Source organism: Streptomyces sp. NPDC004667, from assembly GCF_040609475.1.
In the GTDB taxonomy this organism is placed as follows: Bacteria; Actinomycetota; Actinomycetes; order Streptomycetales; family Streptomycetaceae; genus Streptomyces.
On the sequence record NZ_JBEXKC010000011.1, the window covers coordinates 130,013 to 146,132 of the forward strand.

Consider the following 16,120-nt stretch of genomic DNA (forward strand, 5'->3'; position numbering starts at 1 on the left):
TCCAGCAGCCTCCGAGGGCACACCACCCCCGGATCCCCGGCCGGAGGGCCCGTACCGCGATGTCCCTGCACAGCAACTCGACGGCCTCCCACCAGGCGGCCGCCACCCCCGAGTTCCCCCGGCACGTCGTCACCGCGGTCCTCGTCGCCCACGACGGAGCCCGCTGGCTGCCCCAGACCCTCACCGGCCTCCTCGCCCAGGAACGCCCCGCGCAGAGCCACGTCGCCGCCGACACCGGCAGCGCCGACGACTCCGCGCGCCTGCTCGACCAGGCCTTCGGCGACGACCGCGTACTGCACCTCGCCCGGCGCACCGGCTTCGGCGCCGCCGTCGACGAAGCCGTCCGCAGCGCGCCCGTCCTGACCGCCGAGGAGCTCCCCTACCTCAAGCGGCCCAGCGGCTGGGACCCCGTCAGCCGGACCTGGCGCGACGACGCCTACGACCTCCCCGACCTCCCCCACGGCGAACCCGTCCAGTGGCTCTGGCTGCTCCACGACGACAGCGCCCCCGAACCCGACGCCCTCGCCGAACTCCTGCGCGTCGCCGACGAGAACCCCGACGCCGCCGTCATCGGCCCCAAACTGCGCGGCTGGTACGACAAGAAGCAGCTCCTCGAAGCCGGCGTCACCATCGCCCGCAGCGGCCGCCGCTGGACCGGCCTCGACCGCCGCGAACAGGACCAGGGCCAGCACGACCAGGTCCGCCCCGTCCTGTCCGTCTCCACCGCCGGCATGCTCGTGCGCCGCGACGTCTACGACGCCCTCGGCGGCTTCGACCGCCGCCTGCCCCTCATGCGCGACGACGTCGACCTGTGCTGGCGCGCCCACAGCGCCGGCCACACCGTCCTCGTCGCCCCCGACGCCGTCCTGCGCCACGCCGAGGCCGCCGCCCGCGAACGCCGCACCGTCGACTGCGCCGGCCGCTCCGCCGTCGACCCCCACCGCGTCGACAAGGCCGGCGCCGTCTACACCCTGCTGGCCAACTGCTCCGGCCGCGCCCTGCCCTACGTCCTGCTGCGCCTGGTCGTCGCCACCCTCCTGCGCACCCTCGGCTACCTCGTCGGCAAGGCCCCCGGCCAGGCCGTCGACGAGTTCACCGGCCTCCTCGCCACCCTGCTGCGCCCCGGCCGGATCCTCGCCGCCCGCAGGGCCCGCCGCAGGCCCGCCGTCCCCGCCGCCGACCTGCGTCCCCTCTTCCCCCCGCCCGGAGCCACCCTGCGGGCGGGCGCCGAACAGCTCGCCGGCCACTTCGGCTCCGGCCAGGGCGCCGACACCGCCCCCGCCGGACGGCACGGCGGAGCCGTCGAATCCGGACCCGGCGGCGACGACGCCGACTACCTGGAGATCGAACAGTTCGGCCGGCTCAAGCGGATCGCCCGCAGGCCCGCCCCCGTCCTCTTCGCCCTCCTCCTGCTGGTCTCCCTCGCCGCCTGCCGCGCCCTGATCGGCGGCGGCGCCCTGATGGGCGGCGCCCTGCTCCCCGCCCCGCCCGGCGCCCTCGACCTGTGGCACGCCTACACCGGCGACTGGCAGCCCGTCGGCGTCGGCACCACCGCCGGGGCACCCCCCTACCTCGCGGTCCTCGCCGCCTTCGCCGCGCCGCTGCTCGGCTCCACCAAGGCCGCCCTGACCCTGCTGCTCGTCTGCTCCGTCCCCCTGTGCGGGCTCACCGCCTACTTCGCCTCCCGCCCCCTCGTCACCTCCCGCCTGCTGCGCGCCTGGGCCGCCGTCGCCTACGCCTTCCTGCCCGCCGTCACCGGAGCCCTCGCCGGGGGCCGCCTGGGCACCGCCGTCCTCGCCGTCCTGCTGCCGCTCCTCGCCCGCTCCGCCGTCGTCGCCTTCGGCTTCGCCGACCGAGAGAGCACCGGATCCTGGCGGGCCGTGTGGACGTACACCCTGCTGCTGACCCTGACCACCGCCTTCACCCCCGTCGTGTGGCCGCTCGCCGCCGTCCTGGGCACCGGCGCGCTCCTCGTACGCCGCGCGCGCTGGAAGGCGTACGCCCCCCGGCTGCTCGCCACCCTCGCCGTCCCCATGGCCGTCCTCGCGCCCTGGTCACTGGGCCTGCTCACCCACCCCGCCCGCTTCCTGCGCGAGGCCGGACTGCCCTACGGCAGCGGCTCCGCCACCGCCCTCGGCCTGCTCGGCGCCAGCCCCGGCGGCCCCGGCACCACCGGCGGACTGCTCTTCGCCGGGACCGTCCTCGCCGCCCTGGCCGCACTGCTGCGCGCCGACCGGCGCTTCGCCGTGGCCGTCGCCTGGACCACCGCCCTGGCCGCCCTCTTCCTCGCCGTCCTCCTCAACCGCGACGGCTGGGCGGGCCCCGCGACCCTCGTCCAGGGACTCGCGCTGATCGCGGCCGCCGTGCTCGGCGCCGACGGCGCCCGGGAGCGGGTCGCCGCCCGCAGCTTCGGCTGGCGCCAGCCGCTCGCCGCCCTCGTCGCCCTCGGCGCGGCCCTCGGCCCGCTGCTCCTCGCCGCCGTCTGGACCGTCGCCGGGGCCGACGGACCGCTGGGACGGCGCGACCCCGTCCAGGTCCCGGCCTTCGTCGCCGCCCAGTCCGACGACAGCAACCGCACCCGCACCCTCGTCCTCGGCGGAGACTCGCCCGCCACCGTCTCCTACACCCTCGTCCGCGGCTCCGGCGTCCGCCTCGGCGACGCCGAACTCCTCGCCGAGGCGGGCTCCGAACCCCGCCTCGCCCAGGCCGTCTCCAGCCTGGTCTCCGGCTCCGGAGCCGACCAGTCCGAGCAACTCGGCGCGTTCGCCGTCCGCTACGTGATGATCCCGCCCGGCGGCTCCCCCGAGATGCGCCGCACCCTCGACGGGACCCCCGGCCTGCGCCAGCGCCACCAGGACGACGGCACCGCCATCTGGGAGGTCCAGCGACTGCCCGCCCGCGTCGCGATCCTCCCCGGCAAGCAGGGCCAGGCCACCGTCGCCGTCGACGCCGGACCCGTCGAGGCCCACGCCAAGATCCCGGCCGGCGAGGAGGGCCGCACCCTGCGCGTCGCCGACCGCGCCGACCCGGGCTGGCACGCCACCCTCGACGGCAAGCCCCTCAAGCCCAAGGCCCTCGAAGGCCGCGACGGCTGGGCCCAGGGCTTCGCCCTCCCCAAGGAGGGCGGCCGTCTCACCCTCGTCCACACCGACTCCCTGGCCCGCGACGCCTGGCACTGGACCCAGGGGGTCCTCGCGCTGGTGCTGCTGGTGATGGCCCTGCCCGGCCGCCGCGCCCGCCTCGACGACGACCTGCCCGAGGAGGACGCCGCCCCCGCCGGGGACGGCGCCACCGTGCCCGGCCAGGGCCGCCGCGCCCGCCGGGCCGCCCCCGCGGAGCCCGCGCCCGAGCCGGCCCCCGCCGAGGCCGTCGCCGACCCGTACGCGCAGATCCCGGCGCAGCAGGTGTACGGGGAGGAGTCGTACGCCTACCAGGAGCCCTGGTCCCCGTCCCCGTACGGAGACGGGCAGCAGCAGCCGCAGCAGCCGGCGGAGCACGGTGACCCGTACGCCCAGCAGTACGCCCAGCCGTACACCCAGCCCTACGCCGCCCCGCCGCACCCGGACGGTGCGGGGCAGCCGTACGACCAGCGGCAGCAGTTCGGCTTCCCGCAGCAGCCGCCGCCCCACCCGTACGAGTACGACCAGCAGCCGTACGACACCTACGGACAGCACGACCCGCGTCCGGACGGGAGCCCCCAGCAGTGAAGCAGCGCGCCCCCCTCACGTTCGCGGCCGTTACCGCGGCCCTGGCCGCCGCCTGCGGCCTGGCCGTCCTCACTGCCCCCGCCGCCACCCCGGCCGGGGGCACCGGCGGCCCGCCCGCCGCCCGCATGCCCGTGGAGCGGTCCGTGCTGGTGTGCCCGGCACCCAGCTCCTCCGACATCGCCGAGACCACCTACACCTCCCTCACCCCCGGCAAGGGCGCCGGCAAGGGCACGGCCCGGCTGCTGACCAAGGACGGCAAGACGGTCCTGCAGCCCAAGCAGCCCGGCAGGCCCGTCGGCGCCACCGCCACCGGAGCCGAGGCGCCCGCACTGACCGGCACCGCCGACGGGGTCCTCGCCCCCGGCTGGACCGCCCAGCAGACCACCAAGGTCGCGGTCGGCCAGGCCCGCGGCCTGCTCGGCGTGGCCTGCACCGCACCCGGCACCGACTTCTGGTTCCCCGGCGTCAGCACCGCCAAGGGCCGCCAGGACTACATCCACCTCACCAACCCGGACGACACCGTCGCCGAGGTGGACGTCAAGCTGTACGGCCCTGACGGGCTCGTCAAGGGCAAGCCCGGCACCCCCGACACCGTCATCGCGGTCGACCCCCGCTCCACCACCAAGGTGCTGCTGTCCTCCCTCGCCCCCGACGCCCCGCTCACCGACGTCACCGCGCACGTGACGACCGGCTCCGGCCGGGTCGGCGCCTCCGCGCAGATCGGCGAGGACGGCGTGGGCGCCGACTGGCTGCCCGCCTCCGCCGGACCGGCGGGCTCCGCCGTCCTGCCCGGCATCCCCGCCGACGCCACCTCGGTCCGCCTGATCGCCTTCGCCCCCGGCGAGGACGACGCCGACCTCCGCCTGAAGCTGGCCGGCCCCACCGGCTCCATCAGCCCCGCCGGCGCCGAGCAGCTGCACCTGAAGGCCGGCATGACCGCGAGCGTGGACCTCAAGGACGTGACCCGCGGCGAGGCCGGCTCCCTGCTGCTGGCCCCCGCCGACCCGAAGAAGGCCGTACCCGTCGTCGCCGCCCTGCGGGTGGTCCGCGGTACCGGCGCCAAGCAGGAACTGGGCTTCATCCCCGCCGCCGCCCCCGTGGGCGCCCGGGCCACCGTCGCCGACGACCGCGTCGACGACAAGGCCACCGTCCTGGCCCTCACCGCCTCGGGCAGTGATGCGAAGGTCCGCGTCACCGCCTCGGCCGGGACCGAGGGCGGCGAGAGCGCCGTCAAGGAGGTCACCGTCAAGGCGGGCACCACCCTCGCGCTGTCACCGCCGCCGGCCCCCGCGGGCGGCAAGGGCGCCTACGCCCTGACCCTGGAGACCCTCTCCGGCGGCACCGTCCACGCGGCCCGCACCCTGACCCTCCCGCACGAGGGCATCCCGATGTTCACCGTCCAGACCTTCGGCGACGACCACTCCACCGTCTCGGTGCCCCGCGCCGTCGAGGACCCCTCGATCCTCGTCCGCTGACCACCGTCCCGGTACGGGCCTCAGTCCTGCCCGTACCGGGGGTCCACGGTCTCCGGCGACAGCCCCAGCAGCTCCGCCACCTGCTCGACCACGATCTCGTGCACCAGCAGCGCCCGCTCGTCCCGCGTCTTCGCCCGGATCTCCACCGGCCGCCGGAACACCACGATCCGGGCCGGCCGCCCGTCCCGGGCCTCCACCAGCCCGCCCAGCGGCACCGCCTCGTCGTTCCACCCGGCGTCGGGCCCGCCCGGCGGCCCCGGCACGTCCGCGATCACGAACTCCACCTCGGCGAGCTGCGCCCAGCGCCGCTCCAGCCGCTCCACGGAATCCCGTACGAGGTCGCCGAACAGCTCCGCCCGGCTCGCCGACAGCGGTACCTGCGGCGGCGCGAGCGGCCCCCGCATCCCCCGGCCGTGCCGGTCGCGCCGCCGCGGCCGCGGCTCGTGGGGGGTCTCGGCGGAAGGAACGGGGCGGGGAGGAAGGGAGCTGTCCGTCACCCCCGCAGGGTAGCCCTCACCACACCTCCCGGAAGGTCCCCGATCCGGTCACGGCCCGGTGTCGCGGCGGTGTCACCTCCCGAACGATCCGGCCGCGACGGGGCACCGGCGCGCCCCCGACGGGCCTGCGACGGGCCCCCGATGAGCCCCCGATGAGCCCCCGCCGCACCCGTCGCGGGAGGCGACACGGGGGACCGGCCGGGGGGCGAGTCGTCGCGGCCCGGTCAAGAGTGCGGTACCGTCCAACGTCGTGAGCCTTGTACGTCGCTGTTCGCGCACCGCGTGCGGCCGCCCTGCCGTCGCCACACTGACGTACGTCTACGCCGACTCGACCGCAGTTCTCGGCCCGCTCGCCACCTACGCCGAACCCCACTGCTACGACCTGTGCGCCGAGCACTCCGAGCGCCTGACCGCCCCGCGCGGCTGGGACGTCGTCCGCCTGTCGGACGGCTCCGGCCCGTCCCGCCCCAGCGGTGACGACCTGGAAGCCCTCGCGAACGCCGTGCGCGAGGCGGCCCGTCCGCCGGAGCGCGCGGCCGAAGCGGGCGGTTCCGGTCAAGGTTCCCAGGTGACCGGCGAGACGCGCCGCGGACACCTGCGCGTCCTGCGTTCGCCCGACTCCTGACACCGGGTTCGTCTGAAAAGCCGCTCTGCGCACAGGGTAGGTTTGCTCCACCGCACAGAACCTTCAGGAGGGCAGGCAGTGGCCGCAGATCTTTCGAACATCGTCAAGGCATACGACGTACGCGGCGTCGTACCGGACGAGTGGGACGAGCCCCTGGCCGAGCTGTTCGGTGCTGCGTTCGTCGAGGTCACCGGCGCCACGGCGATCGTCGTCGGTCACGACATGCGGCCCTCCTCCCCCGGCCTGTCGGCCGCCTTCGCCCGGGGCGCCTCGGCCCGCGGCGTGGACGTCACCCTGATCGGGCTGTGCTCCACCGACCAGCTGTACTACGCCTCCGGCAAGCTGGACCTGCCCGGTGCGATGTTCACGGCCTCCCACAACCCGGCCCAGTACAACGGCATCAAGCTCTGCCGGGCCGGCGCCGCCCCCGTGGGCCAGGACACCGGCCTCGCCACCATCCGCGAGCTCGCCGAGAAGTGGACCGACGAGGGCGCCCCGGCGATCCCCGCCGGCACCGTCGCGGGCACCGTCACCGAGCTGGACAGCCTCCCCGGCTACGCCGAGCACCTCAAGGGCCTGGTCGACCTCACCTCGATCCGCCCCCTCAAGGTCGTCGTCGACGCGGGCAACGGCATGGGCGGCCACACCGTCCCCACCGTCTTCGAGGGCCTCCCGCTGGACCTCGTCCCCATGTACTTCGAGCTGGACGGGACCTTCCCGAACCACGAGGCCAACCCCCTCGACCCGAAGAACATCGTCGACCTCCAGGCCCGCGTGATCGCCGAGGGCGCCGACCTCGGCCTCGCCTTCGACGGCGACGCCGACCGCTGCTTCGTCGTCGACGAGCGCGGCGAGGGCGTCTCCCCGTCGGCCATCACCGCCCTGGTCGCGGCCCGTGAGCTGGCCCGCAACGGCGGCACCGGCACCGTCATCCACAACCTGATCACCTCGTGGTCCGTCCCGGAGGTCGTCCGCGAGCACGGCGGCACCCCGGTCCGCACCCGCGTCGGCCACTCCTTCATCAAGGCGGAGATGGCCTCCTCGGGCGCCATCTTCGGCGGCGAGCACTCGGCGCACTACTACTTCAAGGACTTCTGGAACGCGGACACCGGCATGCTCGCCGCGCTCCACGTCCTCGCGGCCCTGGGCGGCCAGGAGGGCACCCTGTCCGCGCTGGTCGCCGAGTACGACCGCTACGTCGGCTCCGGCGAGATCAACTCCACCGTCGCCGACCAGGCGGGCCGCACGGCCGCCGTCAAGGCCGCGTACGCCTCCCAGGAGGGCGTGACCTTCGACGAGCTCGACGGCCTGACCGTGTCGGCCGCCGACTGGTGGTTCAACCTCCGCCCCTCGAACACCGAGCCGCTCCTGCGCCTCAACGTCGAGGCCCGCGACGAGGCCACCCTGGCCAAGGTCCGCGACGAGGTCCTCGCCCTCGTCCGCGCCTGAGGCACCTCCCAGCGGTAGCTGGGGGAGCTCGAGGCGCGGGGGTCCGGGGGCAGAGCCCCCGGAAACGGACCCGCACCCGCCGCGGACCGGCGCCGCCCTCCCGGGGGCGGCGCCGGGTCCCGGCAGGCCCACCCCCACCTCAAGCCGCACCGCAGGTGACTCGGCGGTACGCTGACCACGCCCGATCCGCGATCCGCGACCCGCATCCCCGAAGGGAACCGCCCCATGCCGCTCGAAGCCGGCCTGCTGGAGATCCTCGCCTGCCCCGCCTGCCACGCCCCCCTCCGGGACAACTCGGCAGACGAGACCGCGCCCGAGCTGATCTGCACCGGCCAGGACTGCGGCCTCGCGTACCCGGTCCGCGACGGCATCCCGGTCCTCCTCGTGGACGAGGCCCGCCGCCCCGCGTAACCCCTCCCCGCCGCACCGCCCGACCCGCGCAGCGCAGACCGCACACGCCGTCAACACCGCCGGAGGCCGCCATGCTCGACGAGCCACTCCTCGACGCACCGGACGATCTCGCCCGTGCCGACCGCCGCGGCCTCCTCCGCGGCGCCGCCGACGCCGGGGCGAGGGTCCGCACCGCCGCCCGGCACGCGACCGAGGCGGGCCTGGCGGACCTGCGCCCCGACGGCCGCCCCCGGTCCGTCCTCATCGCCGGCCCCGGCACCGCGGCCACCGGCGTCGCCGACCTCCTCGGCGCCCTCGCCGGAGCCTCCGCCCCGGTGATCCGGCTGCACCCCACCGGCGTCGCGCACGCCGCCGGGGCCCTGCGCTGGGCGCTGCCCGGCTGGGCGGGGCCGGTGGACCTGCTCCTCATCGTCACCACCGACGGCACCGAACCCGGCCTCGCCGTCCTCGCCGAGCAGGCCTACCGGCGCGGCAGCTCCGTGGTCGCCGTCGCCCCCGAGCGCTCCCCGCTGAGCGAGGCGGTCGACGGCGCGCACGGGGTCCTCGTACCGATGGCCAAGGCCCCGTACCAGGAGTACGACGAGTCCGCCGCGGCCGGCCCCGGCGCCCTGTGGGCCCTGCTGACCCCCCTGCTGGTCCTCCTGGACAAGGTCGGGCTGGTCTCCGCCGCCCCGGACACCCTCCAGCTCGTCGCCGACCGGCTCGACCGCACCGCCGAACGCTGCGGCCCCGCCATCGCCACCTACTCCAACCCGGCCAAGACCCTCGCCGCGGAGCTCGCCGACTCCCTGCCGCTCATCTGGAGCGAGGGCGCCGGAGCCGGTCCCGCCGGCCGCCGCTTCGCCGCCACCCTCGCCGAACTGGCCGGCCGCCCCGCGCTCGCCGCCGACCTCCCCGAGGCCCTGCCCGCGCACGGGGTCCTGCTCGCCGGGGCCTTCGCCGCCGGAGCCGACCCCGAGGACTTCTTCCGCGACCGCGTCGAGGAGCCCCAGACCCTGCGCGCCCGCGTCGTCCTGCTGCGCGACCGGCCCACCGGAGGCCTCTCCGCGGCTCCCGCCGCCCGCGAGCTCGCCCTCAGCCACGACACGGCCATCAGCGAGCTCGAACCCGAGGAGGGCACCGAGCTGGAACAGCTCGCCGAACTCCTCGCCGTCACCGACTTCGCCACCGCGTACCTGGCGCTGGCGTCCAGGGGACACGGCTGAGGCACGCACCCGTGCCCGCCCCAAGCTCCACCGATCCAGGAAGAACGACGGAAGACCACGATGGACCGCCTGAAGAACACGATCCGCCCCTACGCCTGGGGATCCACCACCCTGATCCCGGCCCTCCTCGGGGTCGAGCCCACGGGTGAGCCCCAGGCCGAGATGTGGATGGGCGCCCACCCCGGCGCCCCCTCCCGTCTGGACCGCGGGGCGGGCGAGACCACCCTGTCCGCCGTCATCGAGGCCGACCCCGAGGGCCAGCTCGGCTCCGCCGCCGTCGCCAAGTTCGGCCCCCGTCTGCCCTTCCTGCTCAAGCTCCTGGCCGCCGGCGCCCCGCTCTCCCTCCAGGTCCACCCCGATCTGGCCCAGGCCAAGGAGGGCTTCGAGGACGAGGAGCGCCGCGGCGTCCCGATCGACGCGGGCCACCGCAACTACAAGGACGCCAACCACAAGCCCGAGATGATCTGCGCGCTCACCCCCTTCGACGGCCTGTGCGGCTTCCGCCCGCCGCTGGAGGCCGCCGCGCTGCTCGAAGGCCTCGGTGTCGACTCCCTCAAGCCGTACGCCGACCTGCTGCGCGCCCACCCGGAAGAGGCGGCCCTGCGCGAGGTGCTGACCGCCGTCCTCACCGCGGACCGCGCCGAGATGTCCCGTACCGTCACCGAGGCGGCGGCCGCCGCCGAGCGCCTGGGCGGCCCGTACGCGCCGTACGCCTCCCTGGTCCACGAGTTCCCCGGAGACCCGGGCGTGATCGCGGCCATGCTGCTCAACCACGTACGGCTCCAGCCCGGCGAGGCCATGTTCCTCGGCGCCGGCGTTCCGCACGCCTACATCGACGGCCTCGGCGTGGAACTGCTGGCCAACTCCGACAACGTGCTGCGCGCGGGTCTGACCCCCAAGCACGTGGACGTCCCCGAGCTGCTGAAGGTCGTCCTCTTCGAGCCGAGCGCCCCCGCCCTGCTGCGCCCCGAGGGCGGTGTCGAGGAGGTCTACGAGACCCCCATCGACGAGTTCCGCCTCTCCCGCTTCGTGCTGGCCCCCGGCGGCGCCCCCCAGACCCTCCCGGACGGCGCCCCGCAGATCCTGCTGTGCACCGCGGGCGCGCCCGCCGCCGGCGAACTGACCCTCGCCCCGGGCGAGTCGGTCTTCGTCCCCGCAGGTGAAAAGGTCGAACTGTCCGGTTCTGGCACGATATTCCGCGCCACCCTGGTCCTCTGACGTAGCGTCGGCCGCACAGGCAGCTGCAACAATGTGCGGCCGTAGTCAGTGGCTAGGAAGGGACATCGGCACCCATGAGCGCGTCGGGCGGTACCAGGGCGATCGTGGCGGCACTCGCCGCCAACCTCGCCATCGCTGTAGCCAAGTTCGTGGCATTCCTCATCAGCACGTCCTCGTCGATGCTCGCCGAAAGCGTCCACTCGCTGGCCGACTCCGGGAACCAGGCCCTGCTGCTCCTCGGCGGGAAGAAGGCGAAGCGCGAGGCGACCCCCCAGCACCCCTTCGGATACGGGCGGGAACGCTACATCTACGCCTTCCTCGTCTCCATCGTCCTGTTCACCGTCGGTGGCATGTTCGCCCTCTACGAGGGCTACGAGAAGATCCACGACCCGCACCCGATCAAGGCCTGGTACTGGCCCGTCGGCGTCCTCGTCTTCGCGATCGTCGCCGAGAGCCTCTCCTTCCGCACCGCGATCAAGGAATCCAACGAGATCCGCGGCAACCAGACCTGGGCCCAGTTCATCAAGCGCGCCAAGGCCCCTGAGCTCCCGGTGGTGCTCCTGGAGGACTTCGGCGCGCTCATCGGCCTCGTCCTCGCCCTCGTCGGCGTGGGCCTCGCCCTGCTCACCGGCAACGGCGTCTGGGACGGCGTCGGTACCGTGTGCATCGGCGTGCTGCTGATCGTCATCGCCATCGTGCTCGCCCTGGAGACCAAGTCCCTGCTCCTCGGCGAGGCCGCGGGCACCGAAGAGGTCGAGAAGATCAAGGCCGCCCTCGTCGACGGGGACACCGTCACCCGCGTGATCCACATGCGGACCCTGCACCTCGGCCCCGAGGAACTCCTCGTCGCCGCCAAGATCGCCGTCCAGCACGACGACACCGCGACCGAGGTGGCCAACGCCATCAACGCCGCCGAGGCCCGCATCCGCGCCGCCGTCCCGATCGCCCGCGTCATCTACCTGGAGCCGGACATCTACCAGCCCGAGGCCGCCAAGGCCGACGGGAACTGACCCCGGTCCGGACACACGGAGGCCCCCGCAGCTCACCGAGCCGCGGGGGCCTCCGCGCATCCGTACGGGGGGTCGCCCTCCGGTCCTACGAGGACACGTCCGCGCGCCCACCGGGCCCGACCGGCGCCTGCGCGTCCCCCTGACCCGGCTGCGCGGCGACGGGAGCCTGCTTGCCGGCCCCCTCACCGCCGCCCTCGCCCGGTTCCGGCTGCGCCGCCGTCGGAGCGGGGATCGCGGCGGGAACCGCGGCGGCCCGCCCGGCCCGCCCGCGCGCCCGCCGGGCCACGCCCGCCAGCACACCGCCGAGCAGGAGCACCAGGGCGCCCGCCAGCTGCCCCCACACGGCCAGCTTCGCCATCGGGTACGCCACGACCTTGGCGGTGACCTTGTCCGCCGGGACCGGACCGTTGTTCGCGTACTGCGAGCCGTCCGAGTTCATCCGGTTGTCCGCCATCAGGAAGACGTACCCCTTGGGCACCTTCACGTTGAAGGCCACCGCCGACGGGTTCTTCCACTGCTCCAGGTACGGCTCGTCCAGCGGCGTGCCGTTCAGCACCAGCCGGTACTGGCCCGCCACCTTGCTGCTCGGCTTGTACTGGATGCGGTCCCCGCCCACGGCGACGACCCGGTTCATCTGGGTCTTCTGCAGGGACCACGGCACGGAGGCGAGCACGACGTCACCCCGCCGCAACTGCCCCTTGGCGACCGGTTCCAGGTAGATGCTCTCCCCGTTGGTGTAGGTCGGCGTCATGGTCCAGCCGACCTGCTTGCCCTCCGTGTACCGCGAGGGCGGGTTCACGGCCTTCGCCACCGTCACCCCGCCGAGGATGACCGCTCCGAGCACCAGCAGGACGATCGCCGCGATCCCGCGTCTGCGTCCTGGCCTGTGTTCCATTTCGTCCCTTCCGATGTACCTGCCTTGCATCGTAGGTCGACCGGGACGCCGTCGATGCCGCCGGGGGGCCGGTGTGCCGAGTACGTACATACCGATTCGGACACTGCGCGCACGCCGTCGGGTCCCGCACCGGAGCGGTGCGGGACCCGACGGGACGGAGCGGACGGACCGCCGCTAACGGATCTCGCGCAGCACCTCCAGGACGGCCGCCCCGTCCGGCGCGCCCCGCAGCCGGTCGCGGAAACCGGCGTCCATCAGCTTGCGCGACAACAGCGCCAGGATCCGCAGGTGCTCGTCGCCGGCCGCCGCCTCCGGCACCGAGATCATGAAGACCAGCCGTGCCTTCGTACCGTCGAGCGCACCCCACTCGATGCCCTCGGCGGACCGGGCGAAGCCCACCGTGGGACGGATCACCGCGTCCGTCTTGGCGTGCGGGATCGCGATCGACTCGCCGAGCCCGGTCGTCCCCTGCGCCTCGCGGGCGAGGGCGACCCGGACCAGCTCGTCCACGTCCCGCACGTTGCCGGTGGTGGCCAGCATCTCGGCCATTTCCCGGATCGCCGCCTCCTTCGAGACCGACACCAGCTCCGGCTTGACCGTCCGCGCGGTCAGGTACCCGGACAGCACCTCCGCCCCTTCTTCCGTCTCTTCCTCCGTCCGTTCCTCCGCGAAGGCGGCGGCCGGGGCGGTGGCGCCGGCGGGCACGGCCCGCGCCGGGACGGCCGTCCCGTCCGCCCCCGCGCCCACGCCCACCAGTACGGGCTCGGGCGCCGGGACCGGGACCGGCGCCGGAACCGGCCCGGGGCCGCCGCGGCGCTCCTTGATCCCGATCAGCAGGTTGGTGGTGAGCGCCGTGACGAGGACGCCGACGGTGATGGAGACGAAGAACATCGCGACCCCGCCGACGGCGCCGAACAGCGCCACGATCGGACCGCCGTGCGGTACCGAGTCCTCGACCCCGGTCAGGCCCGCGAGCGCGCCGGCCACGGCGCCGCCGAGCATGTTCGCGGGGATGACGATCGCCGGCCGGGCGGCGGCGAACGGGATCGCGCCCTCGGAGATGCCGAAGAAGCCCATGAACAGGGCGGCGACGCCCGTCTCCCGCTCCTGGTCGCTGTAGAGCCGGCGGCGCAGCAGTGTGGCCAGGCCCTGGCCCAGCGGCATGACGGGGATCGCGGCGGCGGCCATGCCCATGACGGCGTTGTTGGTGCCGATGAGGCCCACCGCGACCAGGAAGGCGGTCTTGTTGACCGGGCCGCCCATGTCGAAGGCGATCATCAGGCCGATGACGGCGCCGAGCACGACCGCGCTGGAGCCGGTCATCCCGTTCAGCCAGCCGGTCAGGTGCGTGAAGAGCCAGGAGATGGGCCGGCCGATCACGTAGATGTAGAGCAGCCCGAGCGTCAGCGTCGACACGATCGGGATCACGATGACCGGCATGATCGGCTGGACGAACCGGGGGACCTTGACCTTCTTGATCCACACGACGAGACAGCCGGCGAGGAAACCGGTCGCGATCGCGCCCAGGAAGCCCGCGTTCGCCTCGGCGCCGTAGACGTTCACGGCGTCGGCGGCCAGGAAGCCGCCGAGCATGCCCGGAACCAGTGCGGGCCGGTCGCCGAGCGCGTAGGCGATGTAGCCGGAGAAGACCGGCAGCATCAGCTTGAAGCCGAGACCGCCCAGCGCGTTGACGTAGGACCAGAACGAGCCCTCGTCGAAGCCGATGCCCTCGGACGTGGTGTGCCCGCCGAGCGCGATCGACACCGCGAGCAGCAGACCGCCCACGACCACGAACGGGATCATGTGGGAGACGCCGTTCATCAGCGCCTTGTACGCCGCGCCGCGCTCCCGGCCCCCGTCACCCCCGCTGCCGTCACCCCCGCCGCCGGGGGTCGGCGCGCCGGTCTGCACCGGCGCGCTGCGTACCCGCTCGATCAGTTCCTTCGGCTTGTGGATGCCGTCCGCGACGCCCGTGGACAGGACCCGCTTGCCCGCGAAGCGGCTGCGGTCGACGTCCTTGTCGGCGGCGATGATCACCCCGTCCGCCACTCTGACATCGTTGTCAGAGAGTACGTTCTCGGCCCCGATGGATCCCTGGGTCTCCACCTTGATGTCCACGCCGAGCTCGGCGGCGGCCTGCTGGAGCTTCTCCGCGGCCATGTACGTGTGGGCGATCCCCGTGGGGCAGGCCGTGACGGCCACGAACCTCGGACGCTCGGGCACGCCCCCGCCACCGGGAGGGCCGGCCGGACTGGTGGTCACTGGAGTCTCCTTCAGCCATGGGTCCTGCGGGGCCGCGCGCACGACCCGGTCCGCCAGGCATCCTGCCCCACGCAAGGGGTGCATCAAAAGTCCGAAAGGCCCCGAACCGTGCCGCCGGAGGGCCCGAAACCGGGGCGCGACACATCACCCTCGCGACTGGGGCCGCTAGGCCGATCGGTGTAGATTCGTCGTCAGTGTCAGGCGTCGCTGCTGATGGCGGTCGGGCGGTCCCCGTGGCCGGCCGAGGGGAGAGAGGGCCCCCGACGGACTGTGCTCGGCGTACCGTCCCCGACGGCACGCGGCCCAGCCGTACCCACCCTCTCGAACCATGAGGAGCAGCACCCATGGACTTCAAGGTCGCCGACCTTTCCCTTGCCGCCTTCGGCCGCAAGGAGATCACCCTGGCCGAGCACGAGATGCCGGGTCTGATGTCGATCCGCCGGGAGTACGCCGAGGCGCAGCCGCTGGCCGGCGCCCGGATCACCGGCTCGCTGCACATGACCGTGCAGACCGCGGTCCTGATCGAGACCCTCGTCGCGCTCGGCGCCGACGTCCGCTGGGCCTCCTGCAACATCTTCTCCACCCAGGACCACGCGGCCGCGGCCATCGCCGTGGGCCCGAACGGCACCCCGGAGAACCCGCAGGGCGTCCCCGTCTTCGCCTGGAAGGGCGAGACGCTGGAGGAGTACTGGTGGTGCACGGAGCAGGCGCTGACCTGGCCGAACACCCCCACCGGCGGCCCGAACATGATCCTCGACGACGGTGGCGACGCCACCCTCCTCGTCCACAAGGGCGTCGAGTTCGAGAAGGCCGGCGCGGCCCCGGACCCGTCCACCGCGGACTCCGAGGAGTACGCCCACATCCTCACGCTCCTCAACCGCACCCTCGGTGAGGCCCCGCAGAAGTGGACGCAGCTCGCGTCCGAGATCCGCGGCGTGACGGAGGAGACCACCACCGGTGTCCACCGCCTCTACGAGATGATGGCCGAGGGCACCCTCCTCTTCCCCGCGATCAACGTGAACGACGCCGTGACGAAGTCGAAGTTCGACAACAAGTACGGCTGCCGCCACTCCCTGATCGACGGCATCAACCGCGCCACCGACGTCCTGATCGGCGGCAAGGTGGCCGTGGTCTTCGGCTACGGCGACGTCGGCAAGGGCTGCGCGGAGTCCCTGCGCGGGCAGGGCGCGCGCGTGATCGTCACCGAGATCGACCCGATCTGCGCGCTTCAGGCGGCGATGGACGGCTTCCAGGTCGCCACGCTGGACGATGTCGTGGAGACGGCGGACATCTTCATCACGACCACGGGCAACAAGGACATCATCATGGCCGCCGACATGGCCAAGATGAAGCACCAGGCGATCGT

Annotated in this window: 12 protein-coding genes; 9 read left to right on the forward strand and 3 right to left on the reverse strand. The window is 74.1% G+C overall.

Annotated elements, in window-relative coordinates; genetic code table 11:
- Nucleotides 1-59 precede the first annotated feature (59 nt).
- Nucleotides 60-3,707, forward strand: a complete 3,648-nt coding sequence (locus tag ABZW32_RS09090) for a glycosyltransferase (RefSeq protein ID WP_356213291.1) — start codon at nucleotides 60-62, stop codon at nucleotides 3,705-3,707.
- Complete coding sequence (locus ABZW32_RS09095; protein WP_356213294.1) at nucleotides 3,704-5,182, forward strand: DUF5719 family protein; 1,479 nt, start codon at nucleotides 3,704-3,706, stop codon at nucleotides 5,180-5,182. The genes ABZW32_RS09090 and ABZW32_RS09095 overlap by 4 nt, the downstream gene beginning before the upstream one ends.
- Nucleotides 5,183-5,202: 20 nt before the next feature.
- On the opposite strand, the gene ABZW32_RS09100 is transcribed toward ABZW32_RS09095, so the two are convergent.
- Nucleotides 5,203-5,586 (reverse strand): metallopeptidase family protein, encoded by a 384-nt coding sequence (locus tag ABZW32_RS09100; protein WP_356213356.1) that lies wholly within the window; start codon nucleotides 5,584-5,586, stop codon nucleotides 5,203-5,205.
- Nucleotides 5,587-5,929: 343 nt separating this feature from the next.
- Here ABZW32_RS09100 and ABZW32_RS09105 point away from each other — a divergent pair, with 343 nt between their 5' ends.
- From ABZW32_RS09105 to ABZW32_RS09130, 6 genes are all read left to right on the forward strand, one after another.
- Nucleotides 5,930-6,304 (forward strand): DUF3499 domain-containing protein, encoded by a 375-nt coding sequence (locus tag ABZW32_RS09105; protein WP_356213297.1) that lies wholly within the window; start codon nucleotides 5,930-5,932, stop codon nucleotides 6,302-6,304.
- A gap of 78 nt (nucleotides 6,305-6,382) precedes the next feature.
- Nucleotides 6,383-7,753, forward strand: coding sequence for a phosphomannomutase/phosphoglucomutase (locus ABZW32_RS09110; protein WP_356213300.1), 1,371 nt, complete (start codon nucleotides 6,383-6,385; stop codon nucleotides 7,751-7,753).
- A 225-nt stretch (nucleotides 7,754-7,978) separates the two neighbouring features.
- Entirely contained in the window at nucleotides 7,979-8,164 is a 186-nt protein-coding gene (locus tag ABZW32_RS09115; protein ID WP_266839393.1) for a Trm112 family protein, read from the forward strand.
- 71 nt (nucleotides 8,165-8,235) lie between these two features.
- A complete protein-coding gene (locus ABZW32_RS09120) occupies nucleotides 8,236-9,369 on the forward strand; it encodes an SIS domain-containing protein (RefSeq protein WP_356213303.1) in 1,134 nt (377 codons plus the stop codon).
- Between the two features lie 60 nt (nucleotides 9,370-9,429).
- Complete coding sequence (manA, locus tag ABZW32_RS09125; protein ID WP_356213306.1) at nucleotides 9,430-10,587, forward strand: mannose-6-phosphate isomerase, class I; 1,158 nt, start codon at nucleotides 9,430-9,432, stop codon at nucleotides 10,585-10,587.
- Nucleotides 10,588-10,661: 74 nt separating this feature from the next.
- A complete protein-coding gene (locus ABZW32_RS09130) occupies nucleotides 10,662-11,597 on the forward strand; it encodes a cation diffusion facilitator family transporter (RefSeq protein ID WP_356213309.1) in 936 nt (311 codons plus the stop codon).
- Between the two features lie 85 nt (nucleotides 11,598-11,682).
- Here ABZW32_RS09130 and lepB read toward each other — a convergent pair whose 3' ends face one another.
- On the reverse strand, nucleotides 11,683-12,492 hold the full coding sequence (lepB, locus tag ABZW32_RS09135; RefSeq protein WP_356213312.1) for a signal peptidase I: 810 nt from the start codon (nucleotides 12,490-12,492) through the stop codon (nucleotides 11,683-11,685).
- 174 nt (nucleotides 12,493-12,666) lie between these two features.
- On the reverse strand, nucleotides 12,667-14,754 hold the full coding sequence (locus ABZW32_RS09140; protein WP_356213315.1) for a fructose-specific PTS transporter subunit EIIC: 2,088 nt from the start codon (nucleotides 14,752-14,754) through the stop codon (nucleotides 12,667-12,669).
- Nucleotides 14,755-15,098: 344 nt separating this feature from the next.
- Here ABZW32_RS09140 and ABZW32_RS09145 point away from each other — a divergent pair.
- Nucleotides 15,099-16,120 (forward strand): adenosylhomocysteinase (locus ABZW32_RS09145; RefSeq protein WP_356213318.1); only part of this gene is annotated, 1,022 nt, incomplete at its 3' end.

Coding starts and splice junctions, on each gene's coding strand:
- ABZW32_RS09090 (WP_356213291.1), top strand. CDS start 60: ATGTCCCTGCACAGCAACTCGACGGCCTCCCACCAGGCGGCCGCCACC.
- manA (WP_356213306.1), top strand. CDS start 9,430: ATGGACCGCCTGAAGAACACGATCCGCCCCTACGCCTGGGGATCCACC.
- ABZW32_RS09120 (WP_356213303.1), top strand. CDS start 8,236: ATGCTCGACGAGCCACTCCTCGACGCACCGGACGATCTCGCCCGTGCC.
- lepB (WP_356213312.1), bottom strand. CDS start 12,492: ATGGAACACAGGCCAGGACGCAGACGCGGGATCGCGGCGATCGTCCTG.
- ABZW32_RS09115 (WP_266839393.1), top strand. CDS start 7,979: ATGCCGCTCGAAGCCGGCCTGCTGGAGATCCTCGCCTGCCCCGCCTGC.
- ABZW32_RS09100 (WP_356213356.1), bottom strand. CDS start 5,586: ATGCGGGGGCCGCTCGCGCCGCCGCAGGTACCGCTGTCGGCGAGCCGG.
- ABZW32_RS09130 (WP_356213309.1), top strand. CDS start 10,662: ATGAGCGCGTCGGGCGGTACCAGGGCGATCGTGGCGGCACTCGCCGCC.